This is a genomic window from Anaeromassilibacillus senegalensis (genome assembly GCF_001261775.1).
GTDB lineage: Bacteria > Bacillota > Clostridia > Oscillospirales > Acutalibacteraceae > Anaeromassilibacillus > Anaeromassilibacillus senegalensis.
In genome coordinates this window covers 412,510-428,570 of sequence record NZ_LN868536.1, presented here as the reverse complement: position 1 = coordinate 428,570, position 16,061 = coordinate 412,510, and the positions used below count along the sequence as shown (strand labels likewise).

The window sequence follows — 16,061 nt, the reverse complement described above, 5'->3', positions numbered from 1 at the left end:
GACGTAGGAGGGATGGCTATGGAACCTTTAAAAGTGTCATCAAAGTCCGCACCAAATGCAGTCGCCGGCGCGATTGCAGGGGTCATCCGAGAGTCCGGCACCGCTGAGATCCAAGCGGTTGGGGCTGGCGCCGCCAATCAGGCAATTAAAGCGGTTGCCATCGCACGGGGATACCTTGCCCCGGCAGGAATCGACCTCATCTGCATTCCCGCTTTTGCAAGTGTAGAAATCGACGGCGAGGAACGCACTGCTATCCGTTTGATTGTCGAACAGAGATAGTACGGAAACAATTTTGACAGTAACCATCCCACCACTCACATAATACCAATTCCTCCACTACGTTTCCATAACGCATCGGGTTCCCCGTTCTTTGCAGCGGGGAACTCTTTTTTTGATAAACGCCGATTCTTTCGACTATCTCCCCCTTTTTCTGGCAATAATATCGATTGAATCTGCTGTAAGAGTATGTTATAATATTCAAATAAATTGTCCAGATAAAATAGCATATAGGAAAAATAAAAAGAACCGTATATGAAAAATGTTACCAAGGGAGTGTTCGCAGTGATAAACGGAACTGAGTTGAGGGACGCCATGATTTCTGGCGCCAACAATATTGCCAAGTATAAAACCTCTGTCGATGAGCTGAATATTTTCCCCGTGCCGGATGGAGACACCGGAACCAATATGAGCATGACAATGGCCTCTGCCGCGCGGGAATTGGAGAATGCGGAAGGCGGCGCCGGTGAGATTGCACACAAGGCGGCTTCCGCTCTTTTGCGCGGGGCCAGAGGCAATTCCGGCGTTATCCTCTCCCTTTTGTTCCGCGGCTTTTCCAAAGGCATCGAGGGCTGCAGCACCATCAGCGGAACCGATCTGGCCAACGCGCTTGGAATGGGCGTGGAAGCCGCATACAAGGCTGTCATGAAGCCCACAGAAGGCACCATCCTGACCGTCTCCCGTGTCGCCTGCGAAAAGGGCAAGGCGGCGGCGGAGATCGATGACGACCCGGTTTACGTTTGGAGCGCCATCTGCAAGGGCGCGGCGGAAGCGCTGGAAGAAACTCCGGAGCTGCTTCCTGTACTGAAAAAGGCAGGCGTTGTGGACGCGGGCGGCAAGGGCCTTTGCCATATCTTTGACGGCATGATGTCCGTCTTTAAAGATCATACCATCATTCTCAACGATGCGGCGGCGGAATCCAATGCCAATCTTACCGCGGATGAATTTTTCCGCAATGCGGCGGCGGAATTCGACCAGGAAATCCACTTCACTTATTGCACGGAGTTCATTGTTGGACGCGACCCGGATTGCGTAAAGGACCCGCAGGATCTGCGCCAGTATCTGGAGGGTATCGGCGATTGTGTCGTCGTTGTGGACGACGAAGAGATCATCAAGGTGCATGTGCATACGGAAGAACCGGGCAACGCCCTGCAGGCGGCGCTGGTCTTTGGGCAGCTCCTGACCGTTAAAATCGAAAACATGAAGGAACAGCACAGAAAGGCGGCGGAAGCAAATGAAGCCGCCAAGGCAAAGGCCGCAAAAAAGTCCCTTGCCCCTGCTGAACCGACGGAAGAGATCGGCTTCGTGGCGGTGGCGGCGGGCGACGGCCTGCAGACGCTGTTTACAGACCTCGGCTGCACCCATGTGGTCAGCGGCGGACAGACGATGAATCCCAGCACCAACGACATTCTGGAAGCGGTGCGCGCCACACCGGCCAAGACGGTCATCGTCCTGCCCAACAATAAAAACATCATTATGGCGGCGGAGCAGACCGTTCCGCTGATCAAGGACCGCAAGGTCATCGTCCTGCCGACCCGCACGGTCCCGCAGGGGCTTTCTGCAATGCTGGCGTTTGATCCGGACGTTTCCACCGAGCAGAACGCTGTCTCCATGATGGAAGCCGCGGGAAACGTACAAACCGGTACCATTACCTTTGCGGCGCGCGATTCCGAATTCGGCGGCCACAAAATCCGCGAGGGCGATATTCTGGGCCTGCGCAACGGAAAAATGGAACTGATCGAAAAGGATATCGTTCACACCTGCAGCAAGCTGACCCGTTCCATGGTCAACCGCAGCACTTCCTTTATCACCATCATCTACGGTTCCGATATTACGGAGGCACAGGCAAACGACGCGTACAACCGTATCAAGACCAAGATCAGCAGCGACATCGAGGTCACGCTGGTCAACGGCGGCCAGCCTGTCTATTACTTTATCGTTTCCGTTGAATAAGACGCCTATATACAATCAGAGGCTGTCTCACAATTGACAGCTTACACAAATACCCGGCTGAACTTGACGATACCGCTGCCCCTCAATGGGCAGGATCCAAAAAGAATCGGCTGAAGAGGATGATTCCCCCCGCCTGCGGCGGGGGGAATTGCTCTTATTCCGCTGATATTTTGCGCTGAACCTGCATTTTGGTGCAAGTCCGGGCGCTTCTGCCCTGTCAATCTTTTGTGTAAAGCGTGTTGTAATACCACCGCTTTGTCTTTTACATCGCTATGGAGGTGAATCTCTTGTCCTTGTTCAACAGGCCCATCCGGGAACTGAAGGGGGTGGGCGAAAAGCGCGCCAAACTGTTTGCCAAAATCGGCGCGCCGAGCATCGGCGCGCTGCTGCGCCTGTACCCCCGTGCTTACGAGGACCTGTCGCATCCCTGCTCCATTCGGGAAGCACCGCTGGATGAGCCCTGTGCGATCCGCGCAACCGTCTACCGCGCACCGTCGGAAACGCGCATCCGCGGCGGAATGCTGCTCTGCAAGCTGCGCGTCACGGACGGCGCGAGTGATATGGAGATTACCTTTTTTAACAACCCTTATGTCAAGGACCGGCTGTCGGAAGGAGAAACCTACCTCTTTTACGGAAAGGTCCACTCCAACTTTTTAAAGCGCGAAATGCTCGCTCCGGAATTTTACCCCATCGGCTCCTATCCGGCCATCTGCCCCATCTACCGGCAGACACAGGGACTCAGTTCCCGCATCATATCCAACGCGGTGCGCAACGCGTTTCTTCTCCTGCCGCAGAAGCTACGCGACCCCATCCCGGAGCCGCTGCGCCTGCAATATGGCCTGTGCCCGCTGCGGACGGCGTTGGAACATATCCATTTTCCGGATACAATGGAACAGCTGCGCGCCGCGCGCTACCGCCTGATCTTTGAGGAGCTGCTTGTTTTGCAGTTGGGCCTGCTCCGCATGAAGACGCGGGAAAAGGAAGAAAACCGCCTCCGCTTGACACAGGACTGCACAGAAGCGTTTTTCCAACTGCTCCCCTTTACACCTACCCAAGCACAAAAGCGCGCCGTACGGGAAGCCCTGGAGGACATGCGGGGCGGCCATCCGATGAACCGGCTGGTGCAGGGCGATGTCGGTTCCGGTAAAACTGCGGTCGCCGCGGCGCTTTGTTATTGTGTGGTGGAAAACGGGATGCAGGCCGCGCTGATGGCGCCAACGGAAATCCTGGCCCGCCAGCACTTTGATTCCCTCTCCGCCATGCTCGCTCCCACCGGCATCTCGGTCGCTCTGCTGACCGGTTCCACCCCCGCCGCACAGAAACGGAAACTGACGGAACAGCTTCAATCGGGAGAGATCCGTTTTGTTATCGGTACGCACGCCCTGCTCTCCGAAGGGGTTGTCTTTCAAAAGCTTGGACTGGTCGTCACAGATGAGCAGCACCGCTTCGGTGTGGCTCAACGGGCGGCACTGGCCTCCAAGGGGGACAATCCGCATCTGCTAGTCATGAGCGCCACGCCCATCCCCCGCACGCTGGCGCTGATGATCTACGGCGACCTGGACCTCTCTATTCTGGACGAACTGCCTCCGGGCCGGCAAAAGATTGAAACATACGCCATTGACAGCGCCAAGCGGCCGCGCGCCTTTCGCTTTTTACAGCAGCACATCGCGGATGGACAACAGTGCTATATCATCTGCCCGATGATTGATGAGAGCGACAGCGATATGGCCTCTGTGACGCAGTACGCGGAAAAGCTCCGCACGGAATGGATGCCCCATTGCCGCATCGGTCTGCTGCACGGCCGCATGAAAGCCAAAGAGAAAGAGGCCGTCATGGGGGACTTCGCCGCCGGACGGATCGACGTACTGGTCTCCACAACCGTTGTGGAGGTTGGCGTGGACGTGCCAAACGCGACCGTCATGCTGATCGAGAACGCGGAGCGCTACGGCCTTTCACAGCTGCACCAGCTCCGGGGACGCGTCGGGCGCGGAACGCAGCAATCCACCTGCATTCTGGTTTCCGACGCGCAGAACGAGGAGGCGCTCACACGGTTGTCCGTGATGTGCCGCACCTCAAACGGTTTTGAAATCGCCGACGAGGACCTGAAGCTGCGCGGGCCCGGCGATTTCTTCGGCTCCCGCCAGCACGGCCTGCCAGACATGAAAATCGCTGACATGGCGCAGGATATGGAGACGCTAAAGCAGGCGCAGGAGGCCGCGCGCGGTATTCTGGCACAGGATTTTACATTGGAAAAACCGGAACACCGCGGTCTGCGCGCGGAGATCAACCAGCTCTTTCAAACGCTTGCAGGCGGATGATAGACGGGCTTGTTGCAAAACATCCCCACTTTGTTTACCTTGTGAGTTATTGTTTAAACGTGTTTCGCCACCTTTCTAAAAGGTGGCGGTTTCCAAAGGCAGCGCCTTTGGTCGTTCTCCGCAGAGAACGAGATTCTCTTTATGAGAAGAGCGAGTGGGAACGAGTGATATTGCTGTTTACAAGACAGGAATCTTTCGTTGGGGCTTTTTTGCTTCCTCAGCGAAAGCTGAGGATTAAAGCACATAGTAAAATAGATCTTAGGAAAAACATAAAAAATGCCCTTGAATGGCTCACAGCCAAATTCAAGGGCATTTTCTCTTATAGAAAGCTGTTTCTTTGTATAATTTGGTATCGCAATTTCATTTAGTAACGGCCTCCTGCTTTCCATCAGCAGGTTTTATCAAAGATTTTTCATAGTTTCAACCTATTGCATCCGAACCTCCGCCGTGCTGCCGCCCTCCGGGTCTTTGCCGACGACAATCTGCGCCGCGATGCGGTTTTTCAACTCACTCACATGGGAGATGATGCCAATGGTGCGTCCCATGCTCTGCAACTGCGCCAGCGCCTTCATCGCGGTATCCAGCGTCTCCTGGTCCAGCGTCCCGAAGCCCTCGTCGATAAACAGCGAATCGAGATGCACGCCGCCCGAATAGCTCTGCACCACGTCGGAAAGGCCGAACGCCAGCGACAGGGACGCCAGAAACAGCTCGCCGCCGGAAAGTGTCTCCACCGCACGCGCACCCCCGGTATAGGCGTCAAATACCTGCATGTCCAGCCCGCTCAGCGCATTGCCTCCCGTTGGCCCGGTGATGCGGTTCAAACTGTACCGCCCGGAACTGAGCGTGGCAAAAAATTGGTTGGCGGAGGTCAGGATATCGTCCAGCATCACGCCCAACACAAACTGCTGCAGCGGGATTTTATATGCGTTCTTTCCGGAGAGCAGCATTGCCAGACGGCTGCTGCGCGCATACGCCTGTTCTACCTGCTTCCCTTCCTGCTCCAACCGTTCCAGCCGTTCCAAAGACTGAAGTGCGGAAGCAAGGCCCTGTTCCAGTTTACCGAACGATTGCGCCAATTCTCCCACGTGTTTCTGCGCCTGCGTCTGTGCCCCCCTGACAGCCGCCAAATCCGGCATCGCCTTTCCTTTCAGTTCCGTTTCCAGTGCAGAAATCTGTTGGTAAGCGCTTTCCCGTGCGGCTTTATAAGCAGTCAGCATCTGTTCCAATGCCTGGATCTGCTCCGGCGGGAGCAGAAGCGCCGCGTAATCCTCCTCCGGATGCAGCCCGGCCTGCAGCACGGAGTCATCCAGCTGCTTTTGCGCAGCCTGTACGGCCGCCTCCGCCTCTCTTTGCGCCGTTTCCGTCGCTTTATAAGCCGCTTCCGCCGCTGCCGCCGCGCTTTCCGCATGCGAAGCGTTTTGTTCCAGCTTTTCCGCCCGCGCCGCACTGTCTCTGCTTTGCGCGCGCACCGCTGAAAGCTGCCGGTCAATCTCGGGCAGTGCCCGCAAATCACCCATCGTCTGCTCCAGTTCGCGCAGCGTCGCCTCCTGCCCCTCCAGCATATTCCGCAGGGCGGAAACGGCATCCCTGCCTGCGTCGCAGTCCCTTTGCGCCTGTTCCCGCTGCTCCTGGCGCTCCTGCAGCCGCTTCTGCGCGCGCTCCAACCGGTCGGCGGACTGCCGCGCTTTTTGCAGTGCTTCCTGTGCCGCCTGCAATCGCGTGCTGGGACGCGCCGGGTTCGGATGATGTACCGACCCGCAGACCGGGCAGGGTACGCCCTCCTGCAAATGCCCCGCCAGTGCGGCGGCCGCATCGGTGTCCATCAACCGCTGGACTTCCTGCAACAGCTGCGGCATGCGGGAAATCTCCCGCTGCACCTGCTGGATATAGGTATTTCCATCCCGCAGCTGTTGTTCCGCTGTCTGCAATCGGGTAACAGCCTCCAGCTGCTTCTTTTCCTGCTCGTTGATGCGTTTCTGTGTATCCGCGCAGCGCTTCTGGACATCCTGATATCGTACGGCGCTTTCCCGGACCCGCAACAGATTCGCTTCTTTCTGGGACAACCGGGGCAGGCATTCCCTGCACTCTTTTGCCAGCGGAAGCTGTTGCCGCGCCGATTGCAACGCCTTCTCTGCCGCCTGGAACCGTTCCCGCGCCGCCTGAAAGGACCGCTGTTTCAGGGCAAGCTCCTTTTGCGCCGATTGGCAGGCGGCAAAATAGGGATAGACGCCCGCTGCACGTCGGGCCTGTTCCAGCTTTGTGCGGTTCTTCTCCATTTCGTCCGCCCGGCGTTCCAGCTCCTCCCAGCGCTTTTTCAGCTTGTCCAGGGATAAAAATTGTTCTGTGAGCGCTTCTGCCACGCGCACGGACGCATTCTGTTTTTGCAATGTCTCCTCTGCCGCTTGCCGTTCCTTTTGAACCTGTGCCAGCTGCTTTTCCAACGCCGCTTGTTTCTGTTCCAGCTGCGGCAGATTTTCCACGGCCTCCTGTTCCAGAATGGATTTTTTCGCCGCCTCGAGTTCTCCGGCCTCCCGGCTGAGAGATGACGCCAGCTCTTTTAAATTGCGCGTCGCGCGCTCCCAGCGGACGGTTGCAAACAGCGTTTGGAAAATCTGCGTCTTATCACGGGAACTGGACAGCAGCAGTTTTAAAAAATCTCCCTGCGGCAGAACAATGACCTGTGAGAACTGTTCACAGGTCAGCCCCAGCAGTTCTTCCGCCTTTTCCCGCACGCGGGCTTCCGCGCCGGAGAGCAAAAGCTCCCATTCGCCGTCTTTCATCCGGTAACAGGCATGCGACTCCCTGGTTTTCAACGCACCGCTTCCGCGCGCCTCATACAGAGACTGGGAACGGGCAAAGCGGTATGTCTCCCCCGCCAGCTGAAAGGTAAACTCCACCAGCGTTTCCGCACCCATGGGCGCCGCCGCGCTGCGCATACTGCTCCAGCTTCTGCGCCCGCCCGTCGCCTTGCAGTACAATGCAAAGCACATCGCGTCCAGGATCGTTGTTTTTCCGCCGCCGGTGGCCCCGGTAATCAAAAAAATAGCGTTGTCGCCCAGTTTGGTGAAGTCCACAACCGTGCGATTCAAATAGGAGCCAAACGACTGCATGGTCACGGTGATCGGCTTCACTCCTCCGCACCTTCTTTCCCGTTCATCGCCCGCCGGAACAGCGCGCGGTCCTCGTCGTCCGCCTGCGTTCCGCAGATTTGCTTGAGGAATTCCTCAAAGATGGCGGCATCGTCCGTCTTGCGGTGCAGCAGCTGTTCCCGCAGGCCTGCGTTGTCCCCGCTGCCCGCCCGCGCCAGCCACTCGGAATTCAGTCCCAGCAGGTTGGGGAAATACGGGCGCAGCCGGTCCATCGGCATATAGACCGGGGATTCGTCCAGCAGATGCACATAGAGGTAATCCTCGCTTGGATTTTCCCTTCCCTGCGCCATAAGCGTTTCCATCGTGCCGGAAAGCAGGCGCAGGTCGCGCAGCGGCTGCACCGGAAACTGTTCCGTTTTCACCTCTCCGTTTTCCACGGTTACCATGGTAACCGACTTCCTGTGGTCCGCCTCATCAAAGGAATACTTGAGCGGCGAACCGGCGTACCGTCCGTTAGGCCCTGCCTTCTGCGGCCGGTGCAGATGCCCCAGCGCCACATAGGAAAAATCCGTGAAGCAGGCGGGCGGAACCTCGGAGCTGCCGCCCACAAAGGTGGGACTTTCCGAAGAGGAGGTTTCGCCACCCATCACAAAGCAGTGGGCCGCCAGTAGATTGACGGCACCCGGCTCAAACGACGCGCGCAGCTTATCCAATACCGCCTGGTACGACTCCTGAAATCCCCGCACTTCTTCTCCCAGGAACTGCCGCGCCTGTACGGGATCAAAATACGGAAGCAGGTACAGGTTCACGCGGTCCGGCAACCGGACCGGCGTAAAAGCGTCTTCCATTTTTGTGGCAATGGTCACGCCGCACTGGCGCAGGAGATCCGCGCCCAGCGTCATCCGCTCCGCGCCATCGTGGTTGCCGCTGATTGCCGCCAATGGTACATTTAAACGGTGCGCCTCCGAGACAAAGCGGTCAAACAGGCGGATCGCCTCCGTGGGCGCGATCTGCCGGTCGAATATGTCACCCGCCAATAAAAGCAAATCGGGGCGCTCCCGCTCCACAAGGGGCAGGAACACCCGGTCGATGAAATACGCCTGGTCTTCCAGCAGGGAACGCCCAAACAGCATTTTCCCCAGGTGCCAGTCAGAAGTATGCAAAATTTTCATAGCGGTACAACCTCGTTAAATACGGAGTAGGTCTTGGCGGTGATTTTCCGGTCGATGTGCAGAGAGCCAAAGAACCATTTGTCGTAATCCACGCGCTTGACCAACTCGTCAAAAAAGGCGTCCAGCTGGTTGGTACTGTCCTTCGGATTGACTTTCATGGCGGGCATTCCGGGCGCGGGCTCATGTGTCAGGATGTAATCCACCTTAAATTCATGCTCACGCAGGTGGTTCACCGCCTCGCGCAGCTCCGTCAGGCTGGGCATCTCCCGTTCCCACCACTTCCCGGCATCCACATACATCTGCTTTTCGGCGCTCTCCCCGCCGCCAAAGACAAAGAACTTTTTCCCCTCGATCTCATAAATCTGACCGCGCAGCAGATGCAGCACATTGTCGTTGATCTGTTGGACCTTTCCGCCGTTCCAGTCCGTCTCCGGATACTGATCCAGCAGGTCAAAATTCTCGTGCGTACCGTCTACAAACAGAATCCGGTACTTCTTACTGCCGAGCTTTTTCAGGTTCTTTTCCTCTTTTGGCCCGCCGTCCCAGAGGAATCCAAAATCGCCACAGACAATCAGCGTATCCCCCTTTTTGAGCTTCCGCAGGCGGGAATCCTCGAAGCGCGCCATTTCCCCATGCATATTCCCTGTGATATAAAGCAAAGAGCATCCCCCTTTTGGCCTGCCGATCCGCAGGCAATGGTTTTCTGAAGAAATGATAAAGATTTTGATACGAACCTTTATCTTTCCATCAATAACTGGTATACTTTTACAAGACTTTCCCTGTATTGAAAGATCTGATATTTTATAATCATATCACATTGGAGGCAAAAGTTCCATGAAAAAAAAGCTCTTTCCCCTTTTGTGCCTGGTCCTGACGGTCTGTATGCTTGTGCCGTCCTATGCAAGCGCCGCCACGTTCAATATTGACTTTGAAACGAATTCCGCGGCGATTGAGCTGATCAACCTGGACACGGACACCATCGTCTACCAGAAAAACGCGGACGCGAAGCGGGCGCCGGCTTCCACCACTAAAATCATGAGCTTCATCGTTGTCAGCGAACAGATTGAGGATCTGGAAAACACACAGGTTACCGTGACAAAGGAAGTGGTAGACCGCCTGCTGGGTACTGGCAGCTCCCTCTCCGGTATCAAAGAAAACGATGTGCTGACCGTGATGCAGCTGCTCAACTGTATGATGGTCCCATCCGGCAACGACGCCGCACTGGTGTTGGCTGACTACATCGGCAACGGCAACGCCAACGCCTTTGTGGAGCTGATGAACCAGAAGGCGCAGGAGCTGGGCTGCGTCAACACGCATTTTATGAATCCGCACGGCCTGCACGACGACAACCACTACACGACTGCGCACGACCTGTACCTCATTACAAAATACGCGATGACCCTGCCGCATTTCACCGATATCACCGACCAGACCCGCTATACTTACACGCCCGCCGGCGGCCCTGAGGCCGGCCAGGAGCGCACGCTCGTCACCACAAACCGGCTGATCGACCCGAACCTGGACCCCAGCCTCTATTACCGCTACGCACGCGGCATCAAGACCGGTTCCCATGACCAGGCGGGCTACTGTCTTGTCTCCTCCGCCACCAAGGGCGGATACAGCTACATGTGCGTGGCGCTGGGCTCTCCCAGCGTGGATGAAAACGGCAACAAGATTACGAACCGCGGCGAAATGATCGACAGCAAGAACCTCTACGAATGGGCCTTCAACAACCTGGAAATGAAGGATGTGCTCAACAGCGAGGATTCTGTCGGGGAAATCCAGCTGGACTATGCCTGGAACAAAGATAAGCTGCTGCTGGTCCCTGCCAAAAACTATTCCACCATCATGCCGGACAGTGTCGACGTCTCCAGCGTGATTCTCACCAAAAATCTGCCGGAGAGCGTGGAAGCCCCCATCAAAAAAGGCGATAAGATCGGCACCGCTACCCTGAGCTATGCGGGACAGGAGCTGGCTACGGTCGATCTGGTCGCGGCGGAGTCCGTGGAACGCAGCGAACTGCTTCACTCCGTGGATACGGTCAAATCCATTTTTACTTCCACCTGGTTCCTGGTGATCGCAGGAATTATTCTGGTATTGGTCCTGATTTATATCGTTTTAGCGCTGATTTACAACCGCAAAAAGAAAAACCTGCGCAAGGTAAAGAAATACAGGCGCATGTGAGTAAACGCAGATGCAAAAGGCCGGAAGCATCCCATTGGCTGGGAATGTTTCCGGCCTTTCATTTTACGCAGATGATGTAGAACCCCTTTTGGGCAATCCTACTTTTACCCGGTGCAGCAAAAAAGCCCCGCCTGTTTTCACAGACGGGGCTTTGGTTACGGAATGAATTATTTCACTTCGACTTCTGCGCCTGCATCGGTCAGCTTCTTGCTGATCGCATCCGCATCGTCCTTGGAAATGCCTTCCTTGACAGCCTTCGGAGCGCCGTCAACGACTTCCTTTGCTTCCTTCAGGCCCAGGCCGGTGATCTCGCGGACAACCTTGATGACAGCGATCTTGTTGGCGCCAGCGCCCTTCAGGATGACGTCAAACTCGGTCTTCTCTTCAGCAGCCGGAGCAGCGCCAGCAACCGGAGCAGCAGCAACAGCAACCGGAGCAGCAGCGGAAACGCCGAATTCCTCTTCGAGAGCCTTAACGAGCTCGGAGAGCTCCAGAACGGTGAGAGCCTTTACATCTTCAATCAGCTTAACAACTTTATCAGACATGATAATACCTCCATAATTTTAAAGTAATTTTTGGTGCGCCTGCGGCGCCGGTTTGGTAGAAAAACAATTATGCGTTTGCAGCCTGTTTCTCTGCAATTGCATTCAGCGCAACAACCAGGCCCTTCATGGTACCGTTCAGCACGGTAACAAAGCCGGTAATCGGCGCATTCAAGCCGCCCAGCGTCTGTGCAATGAGCACTTCCTTGGAAGGCAGCTTTGCAAGATTCTTAACGCCCGCTTCGTCGATGACGTTGCCGTCCACGAAGCCTGCCTTGATCTTAAAGGTCTTGCTTTTCTCAGCAAAATCGGAAAGCACCTTGGCGCTGCCAACGTAGTCTTCCTTGCTGATCGCGATTGCTGTGGTGCCCTCCAGAACGGAATCGAGACCCTCGATGCCGGCTTCTTTCAACGCCAATTTCAGCAGGGTGTTTTTCACGACCTTGTAGTCGCCCACCTCGCGCAGCTGCTTACGCAGTTTTGTATCATCCGCAACCGTGATGCCCTTGTAATCTACAATGACGCCGGTGCAGGCAGCTTTCAGGTTCTCAGCAAGTTCTGTAACGACCTGCTTCTTTTGTTCCAATACCTTCTCGCTTGGCAAATGGATTCACCTCCGTAACCGAAATTGCATTTCATAACGGGCCGGGCAAATAAAAAGCCCTTCCCAAAACCGGGAAGGGCGTAAAAACAAACTGAATCAAAAGAATCCAGAAGGTTTCTCCGGCTCTATCCTCGGCAGGCTGGGATTCCCCATTACGCAATGCGCCTGCTGTCTTTGAATAAAGAACAGCGAAATATGGAACTTTCCTGTTTACACGGGAAAGCGATATTAATCATAACACAGGGACAATCCCTTGTCAAGGGTTTTAGCCAACCTTGTTCGGGTTCATCTTGACGCCGGGGCCCATGGTGGTGGCAACCACGCAGGACTTAATATACTGGCCCTTCGCGGCGGCCGGCTTTGCCTTGATGATCGCGCCCAGCAGGGTATCGAAGTTCTGCTGGAGCTTTTCCGGACCAAAGGAAACCTTGCCAATGACGCAGTGAATGATGTTGGTCTTATCCAGACGATACTCGATCTTACCGGCCTTGGCGTCTGTAATCGCCTTGCCGATGTCGCGGGTAACGGTGCCGGCCTTCGGGTTCGGCATCAAGCCGCGCGGGCCGAGGATTTTACCGAGACGGCCGACCAGGCCCATCATGTCCGGGGTTGTGATCAGAACGTCAAAGTCCATCCAGTTTTCGCTCTGGATTTTCTGGACCATTTCTTCTGCGCCTACAAATTCTGCACCGGCAGCTTCTGCGTCTTTCGCAGCGTCTCCCTTGCAGATTGCCAGAACGCGCACGGTTTTACCGGTGCCGTTCGGCAGAACGATCGCGCCGCGAACCTGCTGGTCTGCATGGCGGCTGTCAACGCCCAGCTTTACGTGGACCTCAACGGTCTCGTCAAACTTGGCGGTAGAAGTCTTCACGCATGTTGCAAGCGCTTCGTCCGGATCATAAAACTTTGAACGGTCAATCAGCTTGGCGCTGTCGACATATTTCTTACCGTGTTTCATTGGTTTTCCTCCCTATTGAGTGGTAAAATCGGATTTGTTCCTCCCACCCGGGTGATCAATCTACGACTTCAATGCCCATGCTGCGCGCTGTGCCCGCGATCATGCTCATCGCAGTTTCCACAGAGGCCGCATTCAGATCCGGCATTTTCTGTTCCGCAATCTTCTTGACCTGCTCACGGGTAATCTTTGCTACCTTTTTCTTATTCGGTTCGCCAGAAGCGGATTCAATTCCGCAGGCCTTCTTAATTAGAACGGCCGCAGGCGGCGTTTTTGTGATAAAGGTAAAAGAACGGTCTGCATAAACCGTGATGACGACAGGGATAATCAAACCTGCGTCTGCCTTTGTGCGCTCGTTGAATTCCTTTGTGAACGCCATAATGTTGACACCATGCTGACCGAGAGCCGGACCAACAGGCGGCGCCGGCGTTGCTTTGCCAGCCGGTATCTGGAGCTTAATCAAGCCCGTAACCTTTTGAGCCATTTACTTGCACCTCCAAAATTCGTGGTAGATGGCGGAGCGGGCGTTTCACCCGTTCCTCCCACAGGGGGCAGAGCCCCTCATAATAAGCGGTCTCCCGCGTATTATCGTTACCATGACGCGCCGGACGCTGTGAGAAGGCCGTCCGCCGGATTTATTCCATTGCCTCCGCCTGGTCGAGCTCCAGCTCCACCGGCGTTTCGCGTCCAAACATGCTCACAGTCACACGGACGCGGTTCTTTTCCAGGTCGACCTCTTCCACCGTGCCGACAAAGCCCTCCAACGGACCGTCGACAATTTGGACGGAGTCACCCACGCTGTAGGAAACCTCTACCTCGCGCGTCTCCACGCCGAGCTTCGCCACCTCTTCACTGGTGAGCGGAATCGGTTTGGAGGACGGGCCGACAAACCCGGTGCAGCCGCGGATATTGCGCACCACATACCAGGACTCGTCCGTCATCACCATTTTCACCAGCACATAGCCGGGGAAAATCTTGCGCTCGACTTCGCGCTTTTTGTTGTCCTTGATCTCGGTCACCGTCTCCGTGGGGACACGGATTTCCTGGATCAGGTCGTGGAGCTGGCGGTTTTCCACCGTTTTCTCCAGATTCGAGGCCACCTTGTTTTCATACCCGGAATAGGTATGCACAACGTACCATTTTCCCTCTTCGGGCATAGCAATTCCTCCGCTCCTTACTTGGCGATGTTCATGATCAGACCAAGCAGGTTCATAAACGCGGTGTCCAGGCCGAAGATGAACAGACCAATGATGATGATGGTCACCAGCACGACGCCTGTGTTTTTAAACACGCTCTTCGGAGCAGGCCACACGATCTTCTTGATTTCACTTTTGACATCGCGAAGGAACTTTGCCGTGTTCTTGAAAAACCGGACGAAAGCGTTGTCTTTCTTCTCGGATTTTTCAGCTTTTGCGGCTTTGTCGGCTTTCGCCGGCTTCTCAGCAACGTTTACCGATTTCTCAGTATCTTTTACTGACTTTTCCGTGTTTTCTGGCATCTCTTTGTCCCTCCGTCCGGATTACTTCGTTTCCTTATGAAGCGTGTGCTTCCTGCAGAAACGGCAGTACTTGTTCATTTCCAGCCTGTCCGGATCATTCTTCTTGTTTTTCATGGTGTTGTAGTTGCGCTGTTTGCACGCTGTGCAGGCTAATACGATTTTCACTCTCATGACGGCACCTCCCGTTATACGGAACAATATTTAGACTCTCTTTTTTGGAGTCACAGCCTCCCTCTGAAAAGGGCGCAAAAAAATAACCCCTTTATGAGGTAGTATTACTATACCATAGCGCGCCCTGTTTGGTCAAGGGAAAATTTGAAAAAAGCAAGGAACAGTGCGCGGTTTCGTTGAAAAACGCACACCCTCCCCGCTGTGATTCCTCTGTTTACCGCAGGTCGTTGAGCTTCTCTGCGGAATATTTCTTTTCCTTCTTCTTTTTCTCCGGTTTGACTTCCCTGCCGCGGTATTTCAGCGCCGCCTTGTGCGCTTCCGCCAGCTCCTTGCGGAACTGCGGCGCCATCTTTTCCTTCACGCCGTCCTGGTCCCGCATGCCGTTGAGCAGCACAATTGTAATGATGGAGCGCACGTCCATGTCGCCTGCCACATACATGTCGCCAAGCACCTCGCAGAGCTTGCGGAGTTTATCCGGATTGCCGCCCGCGAGCAGGGCGTCCATCTTCGGCAGCACGTGCTCCCTGGCAAATGTTACGCCGCGCACCAGGCCGTACCAGGCGCGCTCCTCGGCGATTTCCGCGCGCAGGTCCGGGAACACGCCGACCAGCCGGTTAAAGAAGAACAGCGGGTCCGCGTTGTTTTCGTCCCCCTTGCGGCGCTTCTTCGCCGTCTGCACGGCGGCAATGCGCTTGGGGCCTTCGATCGTCTCTATAAAGTCGTTGGCGATGCTCTCCGCCTCCGACATGCCGCTGGTTCCCGGTTCCGGGTCGAACAACCAGCGGGAGATCACTTTCCAGTTCTCGTCCGGGCCTTCGTCCGTCATTGGGCAGGTGCGCAGCTCAAACTGCTTTTTCTTTTCATCAAAAAACACGCTGTACGCGAGGTTTTCCCCGGTGAACAGCGCCGTCGTGCCGACGCCCTCCGCGGCGGATACCCCGGCCTTCTGGAAGCCCTGCGGCGCGAGCGCCTCCCCGGTCCTGCCGGCAATCAGGTCAAATACCTTTTGTTCCAAAAATCATCACTCCTGCTTTTTCAAAATCGGGGCTGTTGCAGGGCCCCGAACGGTTTTCATCTGCTGCGTCTTTTCCTGCGCCCGCGCGGATACAGCCTGTGCAGGGTCAAATCCTGCCACCCGCACCCTAAGCCGCCTCTCATGGCCAGCCGGAAAAGAATGTCCTTTTGATTATACTACATATTCCTTTTTTTGTCACCATACATTATATAGAGGAAATCCGGCCCGTTTTCATATTGCCCACGGATTTCCCCGGGCGGCCCGATTATTTGGCAAATGTAGTG

Annotated in this window: 15 protein-coding genes and 1 other annotated feature; of the genes, 4 read left to right on the top strand and 11 right to left on the bottom strand. The window is 55.6% G+C overall.

Going from position 1 to position 16,061, the window contains the following annotated elements; all coding sequences use genetic code 11:
• Nucleotides 1-18: 18 nt before the first annotated feature.
• The 3 genes from BN2106_RS04300 to recG all read left to right on the top strand — a co-directional run bounded on the left by BN2106_RS04300 (nt 19) and on the right by recG (nt 4,547).
• Complete coding sequence (locus tag BN2106_RS04300; RefSeq protein ID WP_050697333.1) at nt 19-279, top strand: stage V sporulation protein S; 261 nt, start codon at nt 19-21, stop codon at nt 277-279.
• Between the two features lie 282 nt (nt 280-561).
• Nucleotides 562-2,229, top strand: a complete 1,668-nt coding sequence (locus tag BN2106_RS04295) for a DAK2 domain-containing protein (protein WP_050697583.1) — start codon at nt 562-564, stop codon at nt 2,227-2,229.
• A gap of 278 nt (nt 2,230-2,507) precedes the next feature.
• Complete coding sequence (gene recG / locus BN2106_RS04290; RefSeq protein ID WP_330379777.1) at nt 2,508-4,547, top strand: ATP-dependent DNA helicase RecG; 2,040 nt, start codon at nt 2,508-2,510, stop codon at nt 4,545-4,547.
• Nucleotides 4,548-4,972: 425 nt separating this feature from the next.
• Here recG and BN2106_RS04280 read toward each other — a convergent pair whose 3' ends face one another.
• Genes BN2106_RS04280 through BN2106_RS04270 form a run of 3 tightly spaced genes read right to left on the bottom strand, consistent with a single transcriptional unit; the run spans nt 4,973 to nt 9,467 of the window.
• Entirely contained in the window at nt 4,973-7,678 is a 2,706-nt protein-coding gene (locus BN2106_RS04280; RefSeq protein ID WP_050697330.1) for an AAA family ATPase, read from the bottom strand.
• Nucleotides 7,675-8,808 (bottom strand): exonuclease SbcCD subunit D, encoded by a 1,134-nt coding sequence (locus tag BN2106_RS04275; protein ID WP_050697329.1) that lies wholly within the window; start codon nt 8,806-8,808, stop codon nt 7,675-7,677. The genes BN2106_RS04280 and BN2106_RS04275 overlap by 4 nt, the downstream gene beginning before the upstream one ends.
• Nucleotides 8,805-9,467: a metallophosphoesterase family protein gene (locus BN2106_RS04270; RefSeq protein ID WP_050697328.1), complete on the bottom strand. Its 663-nt coding sequence runs from the start codon at nt 9,465-9,467 to the stop codon at nt 8,805-8,807. The genes BN2106_RS04275 and BN2106_RS04270 overlap by 4 nt, the downstream gene beginning before the upstream one ends.
• A gap of 175 nt (nt 9,468-9,642) precedes the next feature.
• Between BN2106_RS04270 and BN2106_RS04265 the strand changes: the two genes are divergently transcribed.
• Complete coding sequence (locus tag BN2106_RS04265) at nt 9,643-10,992, top strand: D-alanyl-D-alanine carboxypeptidase family protein (RefSeq protein WP_050697327.1); 1,350 nt, start codon at nt 9,643-9,645, stop codon at nt 10,990-10,992.
• A gap of 167 nt (nt 10,993-11,159) precedes the next feature.
• Here the strand turns inward: BN2106_RS04265 and rplL are convergent, their stop codons facing one another.
• The 8 genes from rplL to BN2106_RS04225 form a co-directional block, all read right to left on the bottom strand.
• On the bottom strand, nt 11,160-11,537 hold the full coding sequence (gene rplL / locus BN2106_RS04260) for a 50S ribosomal protein L7/L12 (protein WP_082236354.1): 378 nt from the start codon (nt 11,535-11,537) through the stop codon (nt 11,160-11,162).
• A 67-nt stretch (nt 11,538-11,604) separates the two neighbouring features.
• Nucleotides 11,605-12,138, bottom strand: a complete 534-nt coding sequence (gene rplJ / locus BN2106_RS04255) for a 50S ribosomal protein L10 (protein WP_050697325.1) — start codon at nt 12,136-12,138, stop codon at nt 11,605-11,607.
• A gap of 41 nt (nt 12,139-12,179) precedes the next feature.
• Nucleotides 12,180-12,334: a sequence feature (ribosomal protein L10 leader region), on the bottom strand.
• Between the two features lie 69 nt (nt 12,335-12,403).
• Nucleotides 12,404-13,096: a 50S ribosomal protein L1 gene (gene rplA, locus BN2106_RS04250; RefSeq protein WP_050697324.1), complete on the bottom strand. Its 693-nt coding sequence runs from the start codon at nt 13,094-13,096 to the stop codon at nt 12,404-12,406.
• 55 nt (nt 13,097-13,151) lie between these two features.
• Nucleotides 13,152-13,577: a 50S ribosomal protein L11 gene (rplK, locus tag BN2106_RS04245; protein WP_050697323.1), complete on the bottom strand. Its 426-nt coding sequence runs from the start codon at nt 13,575-13,577 to the stop codon at nt 13,152-13,154.
• A 151-nt stretch (nt 13,578-13,728) separates the two neighbouring features.
• A complete protein-coding gene (nusG, locus tag BN2106_RS04240) occupies nt 13,729-14,250 on the bottom strand; it encodes a transcription termination/antitermination protein NusG (protein ID WP_050697322.1) in 522 nt (173 codons plus the stop codon).
• 17 nt (nt 14,251-14,267) lie between these two features.
• Nucleotides 14,268-14,591, bottom strand: coding sequence for a preprotein translocase subunit SecE (gene secE, locus BN2106_RS04235; RefSeq protein ID WP_074017407.1), 324 nt, complete (start codon nt 14,589-14,591; stop codon nt 14,268-14,270).
• 21 nt (nt 14,592-14,612) lie between these two features.
• Nucleotides 14,613-14,762, bottom strand: a complete 150-nt coding sequence (rpmG, locus tag BN2106_RS04230; protein ID WP_050697321.1) for a 50S ribosomal protein L33 — start codon at nt 14,760-14,762, stop codon at nt 14,613-14,615.
• 214 nt (nt 14,763-14,976) lie between these two features.
• Nucleotides 14,977-15,777: a DUF7674 family protein gene (locus BN2106_RS04225; protein ID WP_050697320.1), complete on the bottom strand. Its 801-nt coding sequence runs from the start codon at nt 15,775-15,777 to the stop codon at nt 14,977-14,979.
• Nucleotides 15,778-16,061: the final 284 nt, after the last annotated feature.